At 73.2% G+C, this 18,182-nt stretch carries 16 protein-coding genes and 1 rRNA gene; 13 read left to right on the plus strand and 4 right to left on the minus strand.

Annotation, left to right across the window (positions count from 1 at the left end; genetic code table 11):
- The first annotated feature begins 62 nt into the window (after nucleotides 1-62).
- Both rrf and MQP27_RS30885 read left to right on the plus strand, forming a co-directional pair.
- Nucleotides 63-179, plus strand: a 5S ribosomal RNA gene (gene rrf, locus MQP27_RS30880).
- Nucleotides 180-1,341: 1,162 nt separating this feature from the next.
- Nucleotides 1,342-2,106 (plus strand): tetratricopeptide repeat protein, encoded by a 765-nt coding sequence (locus tag MQP27_RS30885; RefSeq protein WP_242771197.1) that lies wholly within the window; start codon nucleotides 1,342-1,344, stop codon nucleotides 2,104-2,106.
- Nucleotides 2,107-2,166: 60 nt separating this feature from the next.
- On the opposite strand, the gene MQP27_RS30890 is transcribed toward MQP27_RS30885, so the two are convergent.
- On the minus strand, nucleotides 2,167-3,459 hold the full coding sequence (locus MQP27_RS30890; protein WP_242769493.1) for a DUF1015 domain-containing protein: 1,293 nt from the start codon (nucleotides 3,457-3,459) through the stop codon (nucleotides 2,167-2,169).
- Nucleotides 3,460-3,531: 72 nt separating this feature from the next.
- Here MQP27_RS30890 and MQP27_RS30895 point away from each other — a divergent pair, with 72 nt between their 5' ends.
- From MQP27_RS30895 to MQP27_RS30910, 4 genes are read left to right on the plus strand one after another with little or no spacing between them, the layout of a single operon-like run.
- The gene (locus MQP27_RS30895; protein ID WP_242769496.1) at nucleotides 3,532-4,560 is read left to right on the plus strand and encodes an HAD hydrolase-like protein; all 1,029 of its coding nucleotides are present in this window, start codon (nucleotides 3,532-3,534) and stop codon (nucleotides 4,558-4,560) included.
- A gap of 26 nt (nucleotides 4,561-4,586) precedes the next feature.
- Nucleotides 4,587-5,630: a FecCD family ABC transporter permease gene (locus MQP27_RS30900; RefSeq protein ID WP_242769499.1), complete on the plus strand. Its 1,044-nt coding sequence runs from the start codon at nucleotides 4,587-4,589 to the stop codon at nucleotides 5,628-5,630.
- Nucleotides 5,627-6,664 carry a FecCD family ABC transporter permease gene (locus MQP27_RS30905; RefSeq protein WP_242769503.1) on the plus strand — a complete coding sequence of 346 codons (1,038 nt, stop codon included), beginning with the start codon at nucleotides 5,627-5,629 and terminating at the stop codon, nucleotides 6,662-6,664. Before MQP27_RS30900 ends, MQP27_RS30905 begins: the two co-directional genes overlap by 4 nt.
- Nucleotides 6,661-7,533: an ABC transporter ATP-binding protein gene (locus MQP27_RS30910; protein ID WP_242769506.1), complete on the plus strand. Its 873-nt coding sequence runs from the start codon at nucleotides 6,661-6,663 to the stop codon at nucleotides 7,531-7,533. Before MQP27_RS30905 ends, MQP27_RS30910 begins: the two co-directional genes overlap by 4 nt.
- Here the strand turns inward: MQP27_RS30910 and MQP27_RS30915 are convergent.
- Nucleotides 7,517-7,864, minus strand: a complete 348-nt coding sequence (locus MQP27_RS30915) for an SCP2 sterol-binding domain-containing protein (protein ID WP_242769509.1) — start codon at nucleotides 7,862-7,864, stop codon at nucleotides 7,517-7,519. The two genes, MQP27_RS30910 and MQP27_RS30915, sit on opposite strands and share 17 nt — an antisense overlap.
- A 42-nt stretch (nucleotides 7,865-7,906) precedes the next feature.
- Here MQP27_RS30915 and MQP27_RS30920 point away from each other — a divergent pair, with 42 nt between their 5' ends.
- From MQP27_RS30920 to MQP27_RS30945, 6 genes are all read left to right on the plus strand, one after another.
- Nucleotides 7,907-8,212 carry a hypothetical protein gene (locus MQP27_RS30920; protein ID WP_242769512.1) on the plus strand — a complete coding sequence of 102 codons (306 nt, stop codon included), beginning with the start codon at nucleotides 7,907-7,909 and terminating at the stop codon, nucleotides 8,210-8,212.
- Between the two features lie 7 nt (nucleotides 8,213-8,219).
- Nucleotides 8,220-9,035 carry a TlyA family RNA methyltransferase gene (locus tag MQP27_RS30925; RefSeq protein WP_242769515.1) on the plus strand — a complete coding sequence of 272 codons (816 nt, stop codon included), beginning with the start codon at nucleotides 8,220-8,222 and terminating at the stop codon, nucleotides 9,033-9,035.
- Nucleotides 9,032-9,937, plus strand: a complete 906-nt coding sequence (locus MQP27_RS30930) for an NAD kinase (RefSeq protein WP_242769518.1) — start codon at nucleotides 9,032-9,034, stop codon at nucleotides 9,935-9,937. The genes MQP27_RS30925 and MQP27_RS30930 overlap by 4 nt, the downstream gene beginning before the upstream one ends.
- Before the next feature lie 81 nt (nucleotides 9,938-10,018).
- The gene (gene recN / locus MQP27_RS30935; RefSeq protein ID WP_242771199.1) at nucleotides 10,019-11,737 is read left to right on the plus strand and encodes a DNA repair protein RecN; all 1,719 of its coding nucleotides are present in this window, start codon (nucleotides 10,019-10,021) and stop codon (nucleotides 11,735-11,737) included.
- A gap of 25 nt (nucleotides 11,738-11,762) precedes the next feature.
- A complete protein-coding gene (locus MQP27_RS30940; RefSeq protein WP_242769521.1) occupies nucleotides 11,763-12,545 on the plus strand; it encodes a hypothetical protein in 783 nt (260 codons plus the stop codon).
- A gap of 335 nt (nucleotides 12,546-12,880) precedes the next feature.
- Nucleotides 12,881-14,014: a glycosyltransferase family 4 protein gene (locus MQP27_RS30945; protein WP_242769524.1), complete on the plus strand. Its 1,134-nt coding sequence runs from the start codon at nucleotides 12,881-12,883 to the stop codon at nucleotides 14,012-14,014.
- Nucleotides 14,015-14,036: 22 nt separating this feature from the next.
- On the opposite strand, the gene MQP27_RS30950 is transcribed toward MQP27_RS30945, so the two are convergent.
- Nucleotides 14,037-15,665 carry a PucR family transcriptional regulator gene (locus tag MQP27_RS30950; RefSeq protein WP_242769551.1) on the minus strand — a complete coding sequence of 543 codons (1,629 nt, stop codon included), beginning with the start codon at nucleotides 15,663-15,665 and terminating at the stop codon, nucleotides 14,037-14,039.
- 92 nt (nucleotides 15,666-15,757) lie between these two features.
- On the opposite strand from MQP27_RS30950, the gene MQP27_RS30955 reads away from it, so the two are divergent.
- Complete coding sequence (locus MQP27_RS30955; protein WP_242769554.1) at nucleotides 15,758-16,714, plus strand: LLM class F420-dependent oxidoreductase; 957 nt, start codon at nucleotides 15,758-15,760, stop codon at nucleotides 16,712-16,714.
- Here the strand turns inward: MQP27_RS30955 and MQP27_RS30960 are convergent.
- Nucleotides 16,692-18,083: an FAD-binding oxidoreductase gene (locus tag MQP27_RS30960; protein ID WP_242769557.1), complete on the minus strand. Its 1,392-nt coding sequence runs from the start codon at nucleotides 18,081-18,083 to the stop codon at nucleotides 16,692-16,694. The two genes, MQP27_RS30955 and MQP27_RS30960, sit on opposite strands and share 23 nt — an antisense overlap.
- Nucleotides 18,084-18,182 lie beyond the last annotated feature (99 nt).

Raw genomic sequence — 18,182 nt, forward strand, 5'->3', positions numbered from 1 at the left:
TGTCGGCTTTGAGCTGAACGCATAATTGAAGAGTGTGCTTGTTCGCTCGAAACCATTAGGGTTTCGGTGGTTATAGCGTGAGGGAAACGCCCGGTTACATTTCGAACCCGGAAGCTAAGCCTTACAGCGCCGATGGTACTGCAGGGGGGACCCTGTGGGAGAGTAGGACGCCGCCGAACAATCTTTGGAAGGACCCCTGGTCCCAGCGTTCAGCTGGGCCGGGGGTCCTTTTTGTTTTTACAATGCTTGCGGTACCGAAGACAGGAGTCACCGATGTCCACCAACTCTCCCGACGACCGACCGGAGCGCGACCAGCGGCGACGGGACAGTGGGGACCGCGGAGACCGCGGCGGTCGAGGTGACCGTGGCGGCTTCCGCGGTAATGACCGTCGTGACGACCGGCGCGATGACCGACGCGATGACCGGCGTGGCGACAATCGTGGTGGCTCCGACCGTGGCGGGTACGGCCGTCGTGATGACCGTGGTGGTTTCCGGCGCGACGACAACCGGGGCGGCGGCGGTTACGGCCGGCGCGATGACCGGCGTGACGACCGCGACCGCGGTCCGCGTCCCTCCTTCCAGCGTGACGACCGTGACCGTGGACCGCGCCGCGACGACCGCGGTGACCGTCCCGGGTTCCGGCGCGACGACCGCGGCGATCGTGGTGACCGCCCGGCCTTCCGCCGTGACGACCGTCGTGACGGCGACCGTGGTGGTTTCCGTCGTGACGACAACCGGGGCGGCGGCGGTTACGGCCGGCGCGACGACCGACGTACCGATGACCGTGACCGGGGAGACCGCGGCGACCGTGGCGGCTTCCGCCGCGACGACCGGCGCGATGACCGCCGTGATGACCGGCGGGACGACAACCGTGGTGGATACGACCGCGGCGGCTACGGCCGACGGGATGACCGTCGTGACGACCGGCGTGACGTCAGGCGGGACGATCGCGACCGCGGTCCCCGTCCGTCCTACCAGCGCGACGACCGTGACCGTGGACCGCGCCGCGACGACCGCGGTGACCGTCCCGGGTTCCGGCGCGACGACCGTGGCGATCGTGGTGACCGCCAGGCCTTCCGTCGTGATGACCGTGGCGAGCGTCGTGACGGCGACCGTGGTGGTTTCCGGCGCGATGACAACCGAGGTGACCGAGGCGACCGCGGTGGATTCCGTGGCCGTGACGACCGTGGCGGACGCGGTCCCCGGCGCGACGACCGTCGTGACGACCGCGGCGGCCGTCCCGGAGGCTTCCGTGGCCGTGACGACCGGCGTGGTGGCCCCGCCGGCGGCGGTGGCCGTTTCCGCGACGACCGGGACCGGGACCGCGAGCCCATCAAGCGGCTGCCGATCCCGGAGGACGTCACCGGCGAGGAGATCGACAAGGACGTACGGCAGGAACTGCTCAGCCTGCCCAAGGGGCTCGCGGAGGACGTCGCCAAGAACCTGGTGATGGTCGCGCGGCTCATCGACGAGGACCCCGAGGCCGCCTACGGCTACTCCAGGGTCGCTCTGCGGCTCGCGTCGCGTGTCGCCGCCGTACGGGAAGCCGCCGGGTTCGCCGCGTACGCGAACCAGAAGTACGCAGAGGCGCTCGCGGAGTTCCGGGCGGCGCGGCGGATGACCGGCAGCGTGGAGCTGTGGCCCGTGATGGCCGACTGCGAGCGTGGGCTCGGGCGGCCGGAGAAGGCGCTGGACATGGCCGGTGCTCCCGAGGTGCACAAGCTCGACAAGGCCGGGCAGGTCGAGATGCGGCTCGTCGCGGCCGGTGCCCGGCGTGACATGGACCAGCTCGACGCGGCCATCGTCACGCTGCAGAGCCCTGAGCTCGCCTCCAACTCCGTACAGCCGTGGACCGCGCGGCTGCGGTACGCCTACGCCGACGCACTGCTCGCCGCCGGTCGTGAGGGCGAGGCGCGGGAGTGGTTCGCGAAGGCCGTCGAGGCCGACCGGGACGGCAGCACGGACGCCTCGGACCGGCTCGCCGAGCTGGACGGCGTCGAGTTCGTGGACGCCTTCGACGAGGGCGACAGCGACGCCGCGGCCGACGAGAAGGTCGTAGAAGACGACGGTGATGAAGAGGGTGAAGGGGACGAGCACAAGGGCTGACACGCGCTGTCACTGAGTAAGGGGCGGGTTCCTTGATCCCGCCCCTTACTCGTACTCGCGTCACACGTCCAGCGCGCGCAGGACCAGGCCCGAGGCCGGCTTCGGGCCGAAGGACGTCGACTTGCGGGGCATCGTCACGCCCTGGCGGGCCAGGTCGCGGACGACCTCCTCGCGGACCGGGTGCATGAGGACGGCCGTGCCGCCGTCGCGTTCCGCCTTCGCGACCGTGGCCGCCGTGTCGTGGATGTAGGCGATGCGGGTGGGGTCGTCCTCGGGGATGTGCCAGACGTGGTCGAGGAGCGTGGCGTGCAGGACCGTCGCGTCAAGGGTGCGCCAGGCGGTGGGGCGGTCGGCGGGGATCGTGCGGGCCAGCAGGTCCGGGTCCGGGCGGTCGATGAGGTGGAAGGTGCCGTCGCCGGTGAGCAGGAAGGCGTTGCCCGCGCAGGCCGCGTCGGCGAGGGCCTCCAGGGCCTCGGCGAGGGGCACGTCCAGGCGTCGTATGCGGAACAGGCCCTCCACGGCGGCGAGCGCCTCCGCCACCGGCAGGCCGTGCAGGAGGCGGTGGATGGCGCGGACGCGCAGGGGGTAGCGGGCGGTGTCGACCAGGAGGACGAGGCCGTAGTCCCAGGGGCTGGGGGAGGGGTGCTCCGCGCGTAGACGTCGGTATGTCGCCCAGCGGTGGTGGCCGTCGGCGATCAGGGCCTGGTGCCGGGCCAGGTCGGCCTGGACGCGGGCCAGGTCGGTCGGGTCCGTGATCGACCACAGGCGGTGGCTGTAGCCGTCCTCGGTGGTCGTGGAGAGGATCGGGGGTTCGGCGGCGAGGCGTTCCACGGCCTGGGCCGCAGCGGCCGTCGAGCCGTTGCCACGGTAGGTCAGGAGCAGGGGCTCCAGGTTCGCGGAGGTCGCGCGCATCAGGGCCGCCCGGTCGGCGACCACGTGCGGCATGACGTCCTCGTGCGGCAGCACCACGCCCTCGGACGGGTCCGAGACGCGCAGGGCGCCGATGATGCCGCGTTGCAGCATACCGTCGGCGTGGCGCTGCTCGTAGACGTACAGGCCGGGATCGGTGTCGGCGGCCAGGACTCCCTCGGCCTGCCAGCGGCGCAGGGTGTCGGACGCCTGTTCGTTGCGGGCGCCGACGGTGGGGGCCTGCGGCAGGATCAGGCGGACGATGTTGTGCGGATCGGAGTCCTGGAGATGGTGCAGGCCGTCGGGACGCACCACGACGTCGTACGGCGGGGACGTCACGGCCGCCAGGCTGCCGACCCGGTCGGGGTCGTAGCGAAGGCCTCGGAACGGGGTCAGTTCCAGGCCTCGGCGCGCCGTTGCTTCCGAGTGACCTGCTGTGTTCATCCCGGCATCGTACGTGTGTCAGTGGCGTGAGGGATGATCGGGGGAAAGCGGTCGAACGAGGAGCGATGCGGAATGAGCCAGGTCGTCAGGACGAGGCCCGAGGGCAGTGGGCAGGCCCTGAGTGAGGCGTACGACACGGCGCTGCTCGACCTGGACGGGGTGGTGTACGCGGGGGGCAACGCCATTGCCCACGCGGTCGAGTCGCTGGCCACCGCCCGGGCGGGCGGGATGCATCTCGCGTACGTCACCAACAACGCGCTGCGGACCCCGGACACGGTCGCGGACCACCTGACGGAGCTGGGGATACCGACCGGCGCCGATGACGTCATCACCTCCGCCCAGGCGGTCGCGCGGCTGATCAGCGAGCAGGTGCCGGAGGGCAGCCGGGTGCTGGTGATCGGCGGTGAGGGGCTGCGGGTCGCGCTGCGCGAGCGTGGGCTCGTGCCGGTCGAGTCGGCGGAGGACGATCCGGCGGCGGTCGTACAGGGGTACGGCGGGCCCGAGTTGCAGTGGGCGCGGTTCGCCGAGGCCTGTTACGCCATCGCGCGCGGGGTGCCCTGGTACGCGTCCAACACCGACCTGACGATTCCGAGCGCACGCGGTATCGCGCCGGGCAATGGCGCCGCGGTGGAGGTCGTGCGGATCGCGACCGGGGCCGAACCGCAGGTCGCGGGCAAGCCGTTGCCCCCCATGCACCGCGAGACGATCCTGCGCACGGGCGCCCGCCGGCCGCTGGTCGTGGGCGACCGGCTGGACACGGACATCGAGGGCGCGTTCAACGGCGAGGTGGACTCCCTCCTCGTCCTCACCGGCGTGACGGACGGCGCCCAGCTGCTTGCGGCGCCGCCGCAGCATCGGCCGACGTATGTCGACGCCGATCTGCGCGGTCTGCTCACGGGACAGCCGGAGGTCAGCGAGGCGGACGGCGGCTTCCGGTGCGGGGGTTGGACGGCGAAGGCCGGTTCGGACCGGCTTGAACTCGACGGTGACGGGGAGGCGTTGGACGGGTTGCGGGCGCTGTGCGCGGCGGCCTGGACGGCGGCCGGGGACGGCGTGTGCGAGCTCGATCCGGGGAAGGCGCTGGCTCGATTGGGACTGTGAATGGGAGGGTAGGCTAACCTAACTGCGTGTTGGTCGACAGTCCTCCAGAACAGCGCGCGGAGACCGCCCCCGCGCCCCCAACCCGCCGGGCGATACGTGGCCTTGGGCTGCTCGCGTCCGTCCTGGTCCTGGCGCTCGTCGCCGTGGCGAGCATCGCGATCGGGGCGAAAGGGCTGTCCCTGGAACAGGTGTGGCACGGACTGTTCCAGGACACGGGCACGTACGGCGACGTCGTGGTCGACGAGCGGCTGTCGCGGACCGTCCTCGGGCTGCTCGCCGGCGCAGCCCTCGGGCTCTCCGGGGCCGTGCTGCAGGCGCTGACCCGCAATCCGCTGGCCGACCCTGGGCTGCTCGGCCTCAACGCGGGCGCGTCCGCCGCGGTCGTCACGGCGATCACGTACTTCGGTGTCACCTCGCTGACCGGGTACGTCTGGTTCGCCTTCGCCGGTGCGGCGGCCGTGGGGGCGCTGGTCTGGTTCCTCGGGGGCAGCAGGGGGGCCACGCCCGTGCGGCTCGCGCTCGCCGGGACCGCGATCAGCGCCGCGCTCTACGGCTATCTGCAGGCCGTGATGATCACCGACCAGGCGGCGCTCGGCCGGATGCGCTTCTGGACGGTCGGTTCGCTGTCCTCGGCCACCGACTCGACCATCCTGCAAGTGCTTCCGTTCCTCGCGGTCGGCACCCTGCTCGCGCTCGGCCTTGCCCGGCCGCTGAACGCCGTGGCCATGGGCGACGACACCGCCAAGGCCCTCGGCGCCAACCTCAACCGCACCCGGGCGCTGTCCATGCTGGCCGCGACCGTGCTGTGCGGAGCGGCTACCGCCGCATGCGGGCCGATCGCCTTCGTCGGGCTGATGGTCCCGCACGCCGTACGGTCCTTCACCGGCCCCGACCTGCGCTGGATCCTGCCGTACGCCACGATCCTGTCGCCCGTGCTGCTGCTCGGCGCCGATGTCGTCGGCCGGGTCGTCGCCCGCCCCTCGGAGTTGCAGGTCGGCATCATCACCGCGCTCATCGGCGGGCCGGTCTTCATCTTCCTGGTACGACGGCGGAGGACGGCCCAGCTGTGAAGAGCAACCGTGTGCTGAGGACGCCCGGCGGGCTCTCCCTGCGCCTGGACGTCCGTGCCGTCACCGTCGTGGTCCTGCTGCTGCTCGCCGCGTTCGCCGCGAGCGTCGTGCTGATCGGGACCGGGGACTTCCCGATCCCGGCCGGCGACGTGGTGAAGACGCTGTTCGGGAACGGCGACGCGGGCCAGGAGTTCATCGTCAACGAGCTGCGGCTGCCACGGGTCCTGGTGGGGCTGCTGGTCGGCGCCTCGCTCGGGCTCGGCGGCGCGCTGTTCCAGGCCGTGACCCGCAATCCGCTGGGCAGTCCCGACGTACTCGGGCTCGGGCAGGGCGCGACCGCCGGGGCGCTCGTGATGATCGTGCTGTTCAGCGGCAGCGCGGCCCAGGTGACCCTGGGCGCGCTCGTGGGCGGCCTGGTGACCGGGCTCGCCATCTATCTGCTCGCCTGGAAGCAGGGCGTGCACGGCTACCGGCTGGTCCTGGTCGGTATCGGCGTCTCCGCGATCGTCACCGCGGTCAACGGCTATCTGCTCACCGTCTCCGACATCGTCGACGCGACCCGCGCGCTCGTCTGGATGACCGGGTCCCTCAACGGCCGCGACTGGGACCAGGTCTGGCCGCTGCTCGCGGTGTGCGCCGTACTCGTGCCGCTCGTCCTCGTCAACGCGCGCGGCCTTCGGATGATGGAGATGGGCGACGACGTGTCGAACGCGCTGGGCGTACGCGTGGAGCGGGTACGGGCGCTGCTGATGGTGGCCGCCGTCCTGCTCACCGCGACCGCCACCGCCGCTGCCGGTCCCGTCGGTTTCGTGGCGCTCACCGCGCCGCAGCTGGCCCGCCGGCTGACCCGATCGCCGGGGCCGAACCTGCTGGCTTCCCTCTGCATGGGCGCCGCCCTCCTGGTCACCGCCGACTGGGCCTCCCAGCGGGCCTTCGGTGCCGACCAGCTGCCGGTCGGCGTGGTCACCGGCGTCCTCGGTGGCGTCTACCTCCTGTGGCTCCTGGTCACCGAGCGCAGGGCGGGCCGGATATGAGCAACGACAGCACCACCAGCAGCGGGCTGAACAACCGAAGGAGCACCGTGAACCGTCTGTCCGCCGAGAAGGTCACCCTCGCCTACGACCAGCGGGTCATCGCCGAGCAGCTGTCGGTGGAGATCCCCGACAACTCCTTCACCGTGATCGTCGGCCCGAACGCGTGCGGCAAGTCCACGCTGCTGCGGGCCCTGTCGCGGATGCTGAAGCCGAGCGAGGGCCGGGTGCTGCTCGACGGGCAGGTCATCCAGTCGATGCCCGCGAAGAAGGTCGCCCGGACGCTGGGCCTGCTGCCGCAGTCGTCCATCGCGCCCGACGGCATCACCGTCGCCGACCTCGTGGGCCGGGGCCGGTACCCGCACCAGGGCATCCTGCGCCAGTGGTCGACCGAGGACGAGCGCGTCGTACAGGAGTCGATGGCGCAGACCGGGGTCGCCGAGCTCGCCGACCGGTATGTCGACGAGCTGTCCGGCGGGCAGCGGCAGCGCGTGTGGATCGCCATGGCGCTCGCCCAGCAGACCCCGCTGCTCCTGCTCGACGAGCCGACCACCTACCTCGACATCCAGCACCAGATCGACGTCCTCGACCTCTGTGCCGAGCTGCACGAGGAGCAGGGGCGCACGCTGGTCGCCGTACTCCACGACCTCAACCACGCGGCCCGGTACGCCACGCACCTGATCGCGCTCAAGAACGGGCGGATCATCGCCGAGGGCGCGCCCAACGACATCGTCACGGCCGAGCTGGTGGAGGAGGTCTTCGGGCTGCGCTGCCAGGTCATCGACGACCCGGAGACGGGGACGCCGCTGGTGGTGCCGGCGGCGCGCAAGGCACGTACCGAAGCGAGGGTCGCGGCTACAGAAGCTTCCTGAGCTGGAACAGGTCCCGCAGGCCCGCCTCCAGCTTCACCCGGCCCGAGCCCCAGGCCTTGGCGAAGTTCAGCTCGCCGTTCACCAGGGCCACCAGGTCGTCGCCGGCCATGGTGAGTCTGATCTGGGCCTTCTCCTTCGGCGGGCCCTGGATCGTGTCGTGCACGACGATCCGGCCGCCCGTCATCAGGCCGACGAAGGTGATGTCGAGGTCGGTGATCCGGCAGCTCACCGAGCGGTCCAGGGACGCGGCGGTGCGGACGTCCCCCTCGGCGTGCTGCATGTTGTCCGAGAGCTTCTCGAGTGCGGCGCGGCACTCCTCGATCGTGGCCATCGCGATCGACGTTACCCCAGGGCTTCGGGGTAGCGTCTGGGCATGAGCGACGCGGTACCCGAGACGGAGATCACCGAGGAGACGGCGGAGCCGGAGTACGACCCGGCCGCCCCCGCCCCGCTGGACGTGACCCGCACCCCCACCGGCAACGCCGAGGTCGACGCCCAGCTGGAGCGGCTCGGCGACGCCGACCACCTCGCGACGGACGGACACGTCGAGGTGTACGAGGATGTACACCGGGGGCTGCGCGACGCGCTCACCGCGCTCGACGCCCGCCCGGGACCTCCGGCGCCCTCGCCGTCGTACGACCAGAGGGCCCCTTCACCCTCGTATGGCAATAGGAGCTGAACCGAACGTGGCAGGAGTCGCACGCCGTCGGCTGGACGCGGAGCTGGTGCGCCGGAAGCTGGCGCGCTCGCGCGAGCACGCCAGCCAGCTGATCGCGGCCGGGCGGGTCACCGTCGGCAAGACCGTCGCGACCAAACCGGCCACGCAGGTGGAGACCGCGGCGGCCATCGTGGTCCAGGACGACGACGGCGATCCCGACTACGTCTCCCGCGGTGGGCACAAGCTCGCGGGCGCGCTCCAGGCGTTCGTACCGCGGGGGCTCGTCGTCGAGGGGCGGCGGGCGCTGGACGCAGGCGCCTCCACCGGCGGTTTCACCGATGTGCTGCTGCGGGCCGGGGCCACGCACGTCGTCGCCGTCGACGTCGGCTACGGACAACTCGCGTGGACTCTGCGGAGTGATGAACGCGTCACCGTCAAGGACCGTACGAACGTACGCGAGTTGACGCTTGAAGCGATCGATGGGGAACCTGTGGATCTTGTCGTGGGTGATCTGTCCTTCATTCCGCTCGGGCTGGTGCTGCCTGCCCTGGTGCGTTGTGTGAAGCCGGATGCCGACCTGGTGATGATGGTCAAGCCGCAGTTCGAGGTGGGGAAGGAACGGCTGGGCAGCGGGGGAGTCGTACGGAGCACGCAGCTGCGGGCCGAGGCCGTGCGGGGTGTGGCCCACAAGGCGTGGGAACTCGGGCTCGGGGTGCAGGGTGTCACCGCCAGCCCGTTGCCCGGACCGTCCGGGAACGTCGAGTACTTTCTGTGGCTGCGGGCCGGAGCACCCGAACTGGACCCGGCCGATGTCGATCGTGCAGTGGCGGAGGGGCCGCGTTGACTCAGAACCGAGCTCGTACTGTTTTCCTGCTCGCCCACACCGGCCGGCCCGCGGCGATCCGCAGCGCCGAGCTGGTCGTGAAGGGGCTGCTGCGCGAGGGCATCGGCGTACGGGTCCTGGAGTACGAGGCCGCCGACCTGCCGCTGCCGGAAGAGGTGGAGCTGGTCAAGGAGGCGACCGCGCAGTGCCTCGAAGGGTGCGAGCTGCTCATCGTGCTGGGCGGTGACGGGACGCTGCTGCGGGGCGCCGAGTTCGCGCGGGCCTCCGGGGTGCCGATGCTCGGCGTCAACCTGGGCAGTGTCGGGTTCCTCGCGGAGGCCGAGCGGGACGACCTCGACAAGGTCGTCGACCGGGTGGTCTCCAAGTCGTACGAGGTCGAGGAGCGGATGACCGTCGACGTCGTCGTCCACCGCAACGGGGACATCGTCCACACGGACTGGGCGCTCAACGAGGCGGCCGTGCAGAAGGCCGGGGCCGAGAAGCTGCTAGAGGTCGTGCTGGAGATCGACGGGCGGCCGGTCACCGGGTTCGGGTGCGACGGGATCGTACTGTCCACGCCCACCGGGTCGACGGCCTACGCGTTCTCCGCGGGCGGGCCCGTGGTGTGGCCGGAGGTCGAGGCGCTGCTGATGGTGCCGATCAGCGCGCACGCGCTGTTCGCGAAGCCGCTGGTGACCTCGCCGAACTCCGTGCTCGCGGTGGAGCTGCTGCCGCACATTCCCCCGGGGGTGCTGTGGTGCGACGGGCGGCGGACCTTCGACCTGCCGCCGGGGGCGCGGGTGGAGGTGCGGAGGGGGGCCGTGCCGGTGCGGCTGGCCCGGCTGCATCACGCCTCGTTCACGGACCGGCTGGTGGCGAAGTTCGCCCTGCCGGTGTCCGGATGGCGGGGAGCGCCTCACTGAGAAACCTCCACTCGCCCGGGTGACAGGGTGCCTCGCGCTTGTCCTGCCCTACCTCGTAAGGTCTTCATCGTGCTGGAAGAGATGCGGATACGGTCGCTCGGCGTCATCGACGACGCGGTTGTCGAGCTGTCGCCGGGGTTCACCGCCGTCACCGGTGAGACGGGCGCGGGCAAGACCATGGTGGTCACCAGCCTCGGGCTGCTGCTGGGCGGGCGGGCCGATCCGGCGCTGGTCCGGATCGGGGCCGAGAAGGCCGTGGTCGAGGGGCGGATCACCGTGCCGGCGGGCGCCTCCGCCGTGGTGCGGGCCGAGGAGGCCGGAGCGGAGCTCGACGACGGGGCGCTGCTGATCAGCCGTACCGTTTCCGCCGAAGGGCGCTCGCGGGCGCACGTCGGCGGGCGCAGTGTGCCGGTCGGACTCCTCGCGGACCTCGCCGACGACCTCGTGGCCGTGCACGGGCAGACCGATCAGCAGGGACTGCTGAAGCTGTCCCGGCAGCGGCAGGCCCTCGACCGGTACGCGGGCGACGCCGTGGCCGGGCCGCTCACCAAGTACGGCGAGGCCTACCGGCGGCTGCGGGCCGTCTCGGTCGAGCTGGAGGAGATCGTCACGCGCGCGCGTGAGCGGGCCCAGGAAGCCGACATGCTGCGCTACGGCCTCGAGGAGATCGCCGGGGTCGAGCCGCGTGCCGGGGAGGACGTCGAGCTGGCGGAGGAGGCCGAGCGGCTCGGGCACGCGGAGGCCCTGTCCTCCGCCGCCACGGCCGCCCACGCGGCGCTCGCCGGGAACCCCGAGGACCCCGAGGGCATCGACGCCGCCACGCTCGTCGCGGGCGCCCAGCGGGCGCTGGACGCCGTCCGGTCGCACGATCCGGCGCTGGCCGCGCTCGCCGACCGGATCGGGGAGATCGGGATCCTGCTGGGCGACGTGGCGGGGGAGTTGGCGGGGTACGCCGACGATCTCGACGCGGATCCCCTGCGGCTGGCGGCAGTTGAGGAACGGCGGGCCGCGCTCACCGCGTTGACCCGGAAGTACGGCGAGGACGTCAACTCCGTGCTGGCCTGGGCCGAGCGGAGTGCGGCGCGGCTGACCGAGCTGGACGGCGACGACGAGCGGATCGACGAGCTGACGGCCGAGCGGGACGCGCTGCGGGCCGAACTCGGCGGGCTGGCACAGGCGTTGACCGATGCGCGGACCGAGGCCGCGGAGCGGTTCGCGGCCGCCGTGACCGCCGAGCTGGCCTCGCTCGCGATGCCGCACGCGCGGGTGTCGTTCGAGATCCGGCAGACCGAGGATCCGGAGGGCGTCGAGGTCGGCGGGCGTGCGGTCGCGTACGGACCGGCCGGTGCCGACGAGGTCGAGCTGCTGCTCGCCCCGCACCCGGGGGCGCCGCCGCGGCCCATCGCCAAGGGCGCCTCGGGCGGTGAGCTGTCGCGCGTGATGCTGGCCGTCGAGGTCGTCTTCGCGGGCACCGACCCCGTGCCGACGTACCTCTTCGACGAGGTCGACGCCGGTGTCGGCGGCAAGGCCGCGGTCGAGATCGGGCGGCGGCTCGCGCGGCTCGCGAAGTCCGCCCAGGTCGTGGTCGTCACCCACCTCCCACAGGTGGCCGCCTTCGCCGACCGGCAGCTGCTGGTCGAGAAGACCAACGACGGATCCGTGACCCGGTCCGGCGTGAAGGTGCTCGAAGGCGAGGACCGGGTACGGGAGTTGTCCCGGATGCTGGCCGGTCAGGAGAACTCGGAGACGGCCCGGGCCCATGCGGAGGAGCTGCTGGCGACAGCCAGGGCGGACGTGTAGGAGGGTCGCCGCATAGGGTGGGCCGATGGTCAACCTTCCTGGCAGGACTGCCTCGTTCGGACTCGCCGCCGCCCTCACCCGTGCCGGGATCGCCGGGCTGCGCGCCAAGGCGCCCGGCGGGCGCGGGCGTTGGGAGCGGAAGAACTACGCCGGGCGGACGGTCGAGCTGTACGCCGGTCCCGCGACCGCGGTCGCCACGGCCGTCGGCGCCGGGCGCGTGCGGCCCGCCGCGGGGCTCGCGGTGCTTGCCGCGGGGGCCTGCGGGGCGTACGACGACGTCGCCGGGGCCGGTGATTCCCGGCGGGGGTTCCGGGCGCATCTCGGGGCGCTGCGGGGCGGGGAGGTCACCAGCGGGGCCGTGAAGCTGTTCGGGATCTCGGCGGCGGGGCTCGTCGCGGGGGCGCTGCTCAAGGAGCGGGCCGTCGACAAGGTGCTCGCGGGGGTCGTGATCGCGGGGGCCGCACACTTCGTCAACCTCGTGGACGTACGGCCGGGCGCCGCCGCCGGCACGGTCGTCGCGCTCACCGCGCCCGGACTGCTGCGCTCCGGCCCCGGCGCGGAACTCGCCGCCGCCGCGATGGGCGCCGCCGCGGCCGTACTGCCGGACGACCTCGCCGAGCGCACGATGCTCGGCGACACGGGGGCGCATGCGCTGGGCGCGGCTCTGGGGGCGGCCGTCGTCGCGAGCAACGGGCGGGCCGGGCTGGCCGCGCATGCCGCGGCGTTTGTGGCCGCGGCGGCTTTCGGGGAGCGGGTGAGCGAGGCGGCGCGGGCGGTGGTCCTGCCGGGGGCGCGCACGGCGGAGTGAGGTGCGGGGCTTGCAGGGGCGCGCATGCCGGAGTCAGGCGCGGTCTTGCAGGGGCGCGCATGCCGGAGTGAGGTGCCGGGTCTGCGAGCCCATCCGCCCCGTTTCCTCCCCGGCTCCTTCACCGGCCTGCCCCGGAACCATCCCGTCCTCGCCCATGTGGGTGACGTCGCCCCCGGTCGCGCAGGGGCTCCGTCCCTTCCGCGTTGCCCGAACCCCCGTCCGTGCTGGCATCCTTGGCGTAGTGCGTGGAGGAAACCGCGCGGTACACCCCCTCCGCCCGGTCCTTCTGTACCTTCTTCGTGACCGCCCGACGCCGAACCAGGAGCCCCGGCCACGTGAGCCCCGTCAGCAGCCATCCGCCGCACGGTCAGTCGTCGCTGCGCACCGTGCAGGTGCTGGGCGGCGGCAACGCCGGCAGCAGCGCGCATGTGCGCTCGCTGGCCTCCGGGCTCGTCGCGAGGGGCGTGCGGGTGACGGTGTGCGCCCCTGTCGAGGCCGATCGCACCTACGACTTCACGGGCGTCGGCGCCGAACACGTGCACGTGCCGCGCAGCACCGACCCGGCCTCCGTGGCCGCGCTCCGGGACGCGTGCAAGGACGCCGACCTGGTCCACGCGCACGGGCTGCACGCCTCGTTCCGCGCCGTGCTCGCGCTCAGCGGCCGCCGGACCCCGCTGGTCGTCACCTGGCACAACCGCGCGCACGCCGAGGGCGCCCGCGCCCATCTGCTGCGGCTGCTGGAGCGGCGCGTGGTGAAGGCCGCCACCGTGGTGCTCGGCACGAGCTCCGACCTGGTGGACCGGGCCCGGCGCACCGGCGCGCGGGACGCCCGGCTCGCCGCCGTAGCACTGCCCGGCCCGCGCCGGCCCGACGCACCCGAGGACCCCGACCCGGGCTCCAAGATCCGCGCCGAACTCGGCGCCACCGGCCGCCCGTTGCTGATGGCCGTCGGCTCCCTCGACCGCCACCGCGGTTACGACACCCTGCTGGACGCCACGCGCGCGTGGCGCCGCCTCGACCCCGTGCCGCTCGTGGTGATCGCCGGCGAGGGGCCGCTGCGGACCGCGCTGCAGCGCCGTATCGAGGACGAGGGCCTGCCCGTACGGCTCATCGGGCGGCGCGACGACGTGGACCGGCTGCTCGCCGCCGCTGACCTGGCGCTGCTGCCCAGCAGCCGGGAGTCGCGGTCGGTGCTCGCGCAGGAGGCCCTGCACGCACGCGTGCCGCTCGTCGCGACCCGGGTCGGCGGGATTCCCGAACTCGTCGGCGACGCCGCGGAACTCGTGCCGTACGGAGACGCGGAGGCCCTCGCCGACGCCGTGACGGCACTCCTCGACGACCCCGAACGGCGTGACGCGCTGCGTGAGAAGGGCACCCGGCAGGCGGCCACCTGGCCGACCGAGGACGAGACCGTCGCCCAAGTGCTCAGCATCTACGACGAGTTGACCCAGCCGCTGCCGCTGATCTGAGGAGCCCTGTGAAAAGGGGGTCTCACGACACGTGCCGGCGTGCCCGCAGGGCCAGGCTCAACGCCAGTACCGTCTGCGGGTCGTCGAGGTCCGTGCCGAGCAACTCCCCGATGCGGGCGAGGCGGTTGTACAGGGTCTGGCGGTTGAGGTGGAGTTCGCGGGCCGTCTCCGCCTTGCGGCCCGCGTGCGCCAGGTACGTCTCCAGGGTGGGCAGCAGCGGCGGCCGGGAGCGGTTGTCGTGGTCGCGCAGGGGCCCGATCGCGCGGTCGACGAAGGCGGCCAGGTCGGGATGGTCGCGCAGCCGCCACAGCAGCAGGTCGATGTCGAGGCGGCGGGCGTCGTACCAGGGCCGGTCCGTCAGGCCCTGGGCCGCGGTCGCCGCCTCCGCCGCGTGCCGCAGCCCCGCCGAGGCCGCCGCCCAGCCGCCGGCGACGCCCACGACCACGACCGGCGGCTGGGCACCCGGCCGCTGCATGCCGGCCCGCTCCACCCCGGCCCGCAGCGCCGCCGCGACCCGGTCCGCCACGGCCGACCGCTCCGACTCCGACCGCAGGCCCAGCAGGACGAGGACACGGCCCTCGACAGGCCGTACACCCAGCAGCACGGGCACTCCGACCGACGCCAGCTCCTCGGAGACCGCGCGGGCCAGCACCGCCCAGCCGCCGCCGGGGGAGAGGGCGTCGCCGAGCCGCATGACGACCGGGAGCAGGGGGCTGTTGCCGGGCTTGAAGCCCAGGACGCGGGCCTGCGCGGGGGCGTCCTCCGCGGTGATGCGGCCCTCGGCGAGGTCGGTGAGGAAGTCGCCGCGCCCGCGCGCGGCCAGCTCCTCCTCCTGGCGGGCCTGCATCAGGACGACCGCGAGGATGCCGGCGGCACGCTCGGCGGCCATCCGGTGCACCGGGCCGAGCGGCGCCCGTACGGGCAGCAGGACCAGCCGGGCCCGTACCGAACCCGTGCCGGGGCCGCCGCCGGGCACGTCCACCAGCGCGGAACCGGCGGGCGGCGCGTCCTTGTGCTGGCCGCGCAGCCCCTCCCACACCTGGAGCGGATCCGCGCCCTCGGGCCCCGCCCCCGCCGCGTACAGCAGCTGCCCGTCGGTCGTCTCCAGGAAGACCGGGTTGCCGCTGAAGTCGGCCAGGATGCCGAGGACCTGAGGGACCCCGCCGCCGCCCAGGAGGGCTTCCGTGCAGCGGCGGTGCACCTCCTCGGCGCGCTGGAGGAGCGCGTAGTGGCCGTTGACGATCTCGGTGTGGATCTCCTCGGTGACCGTCACGAAGGGCACCTCGCGGTGCAGCTGGACCAGCGGGAGACCGGCCGCGCGGGCCGTGTCGACGAGGGCCGCGGGGAGGCGGGTGAAGCGCGGCCCGAGTTCCATGACGAGGGCGGCGATGCCGCGTTCGGCGAGGGTACGGACGAAGGCGCGTTGTTCCGCCGGGCGGGTGCCGAGTCCGTAGCCGGTGGTCAGCAGCAGCTCGCCGCCCTTGAGCAGCGAGGCGATGTTGGGCACCTCGCCGGCGTGCACCCAGCGAACGGTGCGCTGGAGCCGGTCGGCGCCCGCGAGCACCTCGGGCAGCCCGCTGCGCAGTCCGGGCAGCTCCAGCGCCCGCTGAACGGTGATCCCGGCGCCCTGGGTGTCGAATCTGCTGTCCATAGGTGGACGCTACCTGCGCGGATGCCTTCAGGTCAGCCTGGTGACAGCCGGCCCTCCGGGTTCGGGCGGGCATGACGGGGTAGCGGCCCGGCATGGACTTCAGTGTGGTCGCCGTGGCGCGGGAGGACGACAGTCCGGTCGAGGAGCCGTTACGGGTGGCGGTGGCCGCCGATCGGCTGGGGTACCGCGAGGTGTGGGCCGGGGAGGGGCCTACGTGGGACTCCTTCGTGCTCGCGACGGCGATCGGGCGGGCCACCGAACGGGTCGCGCTGACGGCGGGGCCGGTGCCGGTGTCGGTGCGGGACGCGTACACCGTGGCCCGGGGTGCCGCCTCGGTCGGGGCCCTGACCGGGCGGCCCGTCGGCGTGGCGCTGGGCACGTCCAGCAAGCGGGTCGTCGAGGGCGTGCACGGGCGGCCCAGGGTGCGGCCCGCCGCCGTACTGGAGGAGTCCGCGGCGGCCGTACGGGCCCTCCTGCACGGCGTGGAGGGCGAACCGGTCGTCCCCGGCAGCGACTTCCGGCGCCGGCTCGCGCCGCCCGGCGGGCCGCTCACCGTGGCCGCGTTCGGCGACCGCGCGATCGGCACGGCGGCCGCGCATGCCGACCGCATGCTGCTGGACGTGGTCTCGCCGGAGCAGGTGCGCGCCCTGCGGGCCCGCCTCGACGCGGCGGCGGCGCGGCTGGGCCGTACACCGCCCGCGCTCGCCGCGTGGCTGCCGGCCGCCGTCGACCCCGGCCCCGAGTCCCTCGCCCAGGTGCTGGGCAGCATCGCCGGCTATCTGACCGTGCCGGGCTACCGCGAGGTGTTCGCCGAGGCGGGCTTCTCCAAGGCCGTGGAGCTGGCCGCGTCCGGCGCCGACCGCGGCACGCTGGTGCGCGCCCTGCCACCGGAGGCCGCCACCACGCTGGGCCTGGTCGGCGACCTCGCCACGGTACGCGCGCGTGTCGCCGACTACGCCGAGGCCGGCCTGGACGAGATCGCCCTGGTCCCGGCGACTGCGGGAGACCCGGCGGGGGAGCGGACACTCACCGCGCTCGGGCCGGCTTGATGTTGTGGTTGAAGCGGAACACGTTGTCCGGGTCGTACTGCCGCTTCACCGCGCCCAGACGTGCCGTGTTCTCCGCGCCCAGGCCCGCCACCACCCGTTCCTCGCCCTCGTCCCCGATGAAGTTCAGGTAGGTCGCGCCGGTGCTCCACGGGCGTACCGCGTCTCGGACGCCGTGGACCCACTGGACGCAGCGTTCGTCGTCCGCCGGGTCCTCCCAGAGGCCGAAGGGGTGGACCGCCCAGGGGGCGTCGCGGTACGGGACCGGGTACGCGTGCGGGCCGGCCGCGATCGCGCCGCCCTGTGGGAACAGGACGTGCTGGGTGCCGGTCTGCACCGGGAGCGAGTCCGCGCAGGTGCAGAAGACGTCCGCCAGCTCGTCGGGCAGGCCCGTCAGGTACTCCGCCGACCAGTGGTTCCGCATGCCCGGCGGGTCGTCGAACATCGTCTGGAAGTCGGCGTACGGGATCGCGCTGACGATCTCGCCCTCGTGCGGCAGTGCGAGCAGCGGCTCCGCCGTCTTGCGCAGATCCTCCTCGGCACCGGCGTACGCCACCAGCGCACCGCACATCAACTTGCCGACCAGGTGCGGCGGTACGAACTCCTCCGGCGGCCCGGTGACGTACAGGACCCCACCGCTCGCCTCCGCCGGGCCCGACTCGATGACCTCCCGGTAGATGCGGACGACCTCGCGGCCGTACTCGGGCTGGTACAGCAGCAGCGCGATGGAGAACGCGGGCAGCGGGTGGAGCTTCAGGGTGATCGACGTCGCGATGCCGAAGTTGCCTCCGCCGCCGTGCAGCGCCCAGAAGAGCTCCGGGTTCTCGTCGGCGTTCGCACGCACGCGCGTGCCGTCCGCGGTGACCAGCTCGACGTCGAGGAGGTTGTCGACGGCGAGCCCGAGCGAGCGGTCCAGCCACCCCGTGCCGCCGCCCAGGACATAGCCGCCGACGCCGGTCGTGGAGGCCCGGCCGCCGGTGGTGGCGAGGCCGTGCGGCGCGCTCGCGCGGTCCAGCTCGCTCATCGTGGCGCCGCCCGCGACCCGTACCGTCCGGGCCGCGGGGTCGACGGTCGCCGCGCGCATGTGGCGCAGGTCGACCACGACACCGCCGTCGTTCAGCGCCATGCCCGCCACGCTGTGGCCGCCGCCGCGCACCGCGATCGGCAGGTCGAGGTCGCGGGCGAAGCGGACCGCCCGTACGACGTCCTCCTCGTTCACGCACTGCGCGATCACCGCCGGGCGCCGGTCGATCATCGCGTTGAAGACGGTCCGGGCCTCGTCGTAGCCCGCGTCCCCCGGGGCGAACACGTCGCCCACCAGATCCTCGCGCAGCGCGGTGAGGGCCGCGCCCGCCTTCGAGAGGGAAGCCATGGCCGCCCCCTTTCCGAAAGGGGCAAATGGGACGCTTTCAGCGTAGGTGGGCGGCGTACGGCGGGCTCTGTTCAGCCGCCGTACGTCACCGATCCGTAA

The sequence above is a fragment of the Streptomyces cylindrosporus genome (genome assembly GCF_022698165.1).
GTDB classification, from domain to species: domain Bacteria; phylum Actinomycetota; class Actinomycetes; order Streptomycetales; family Streptomycetaceae; genus Streptomyces; species Streptomyces cylindrosporus.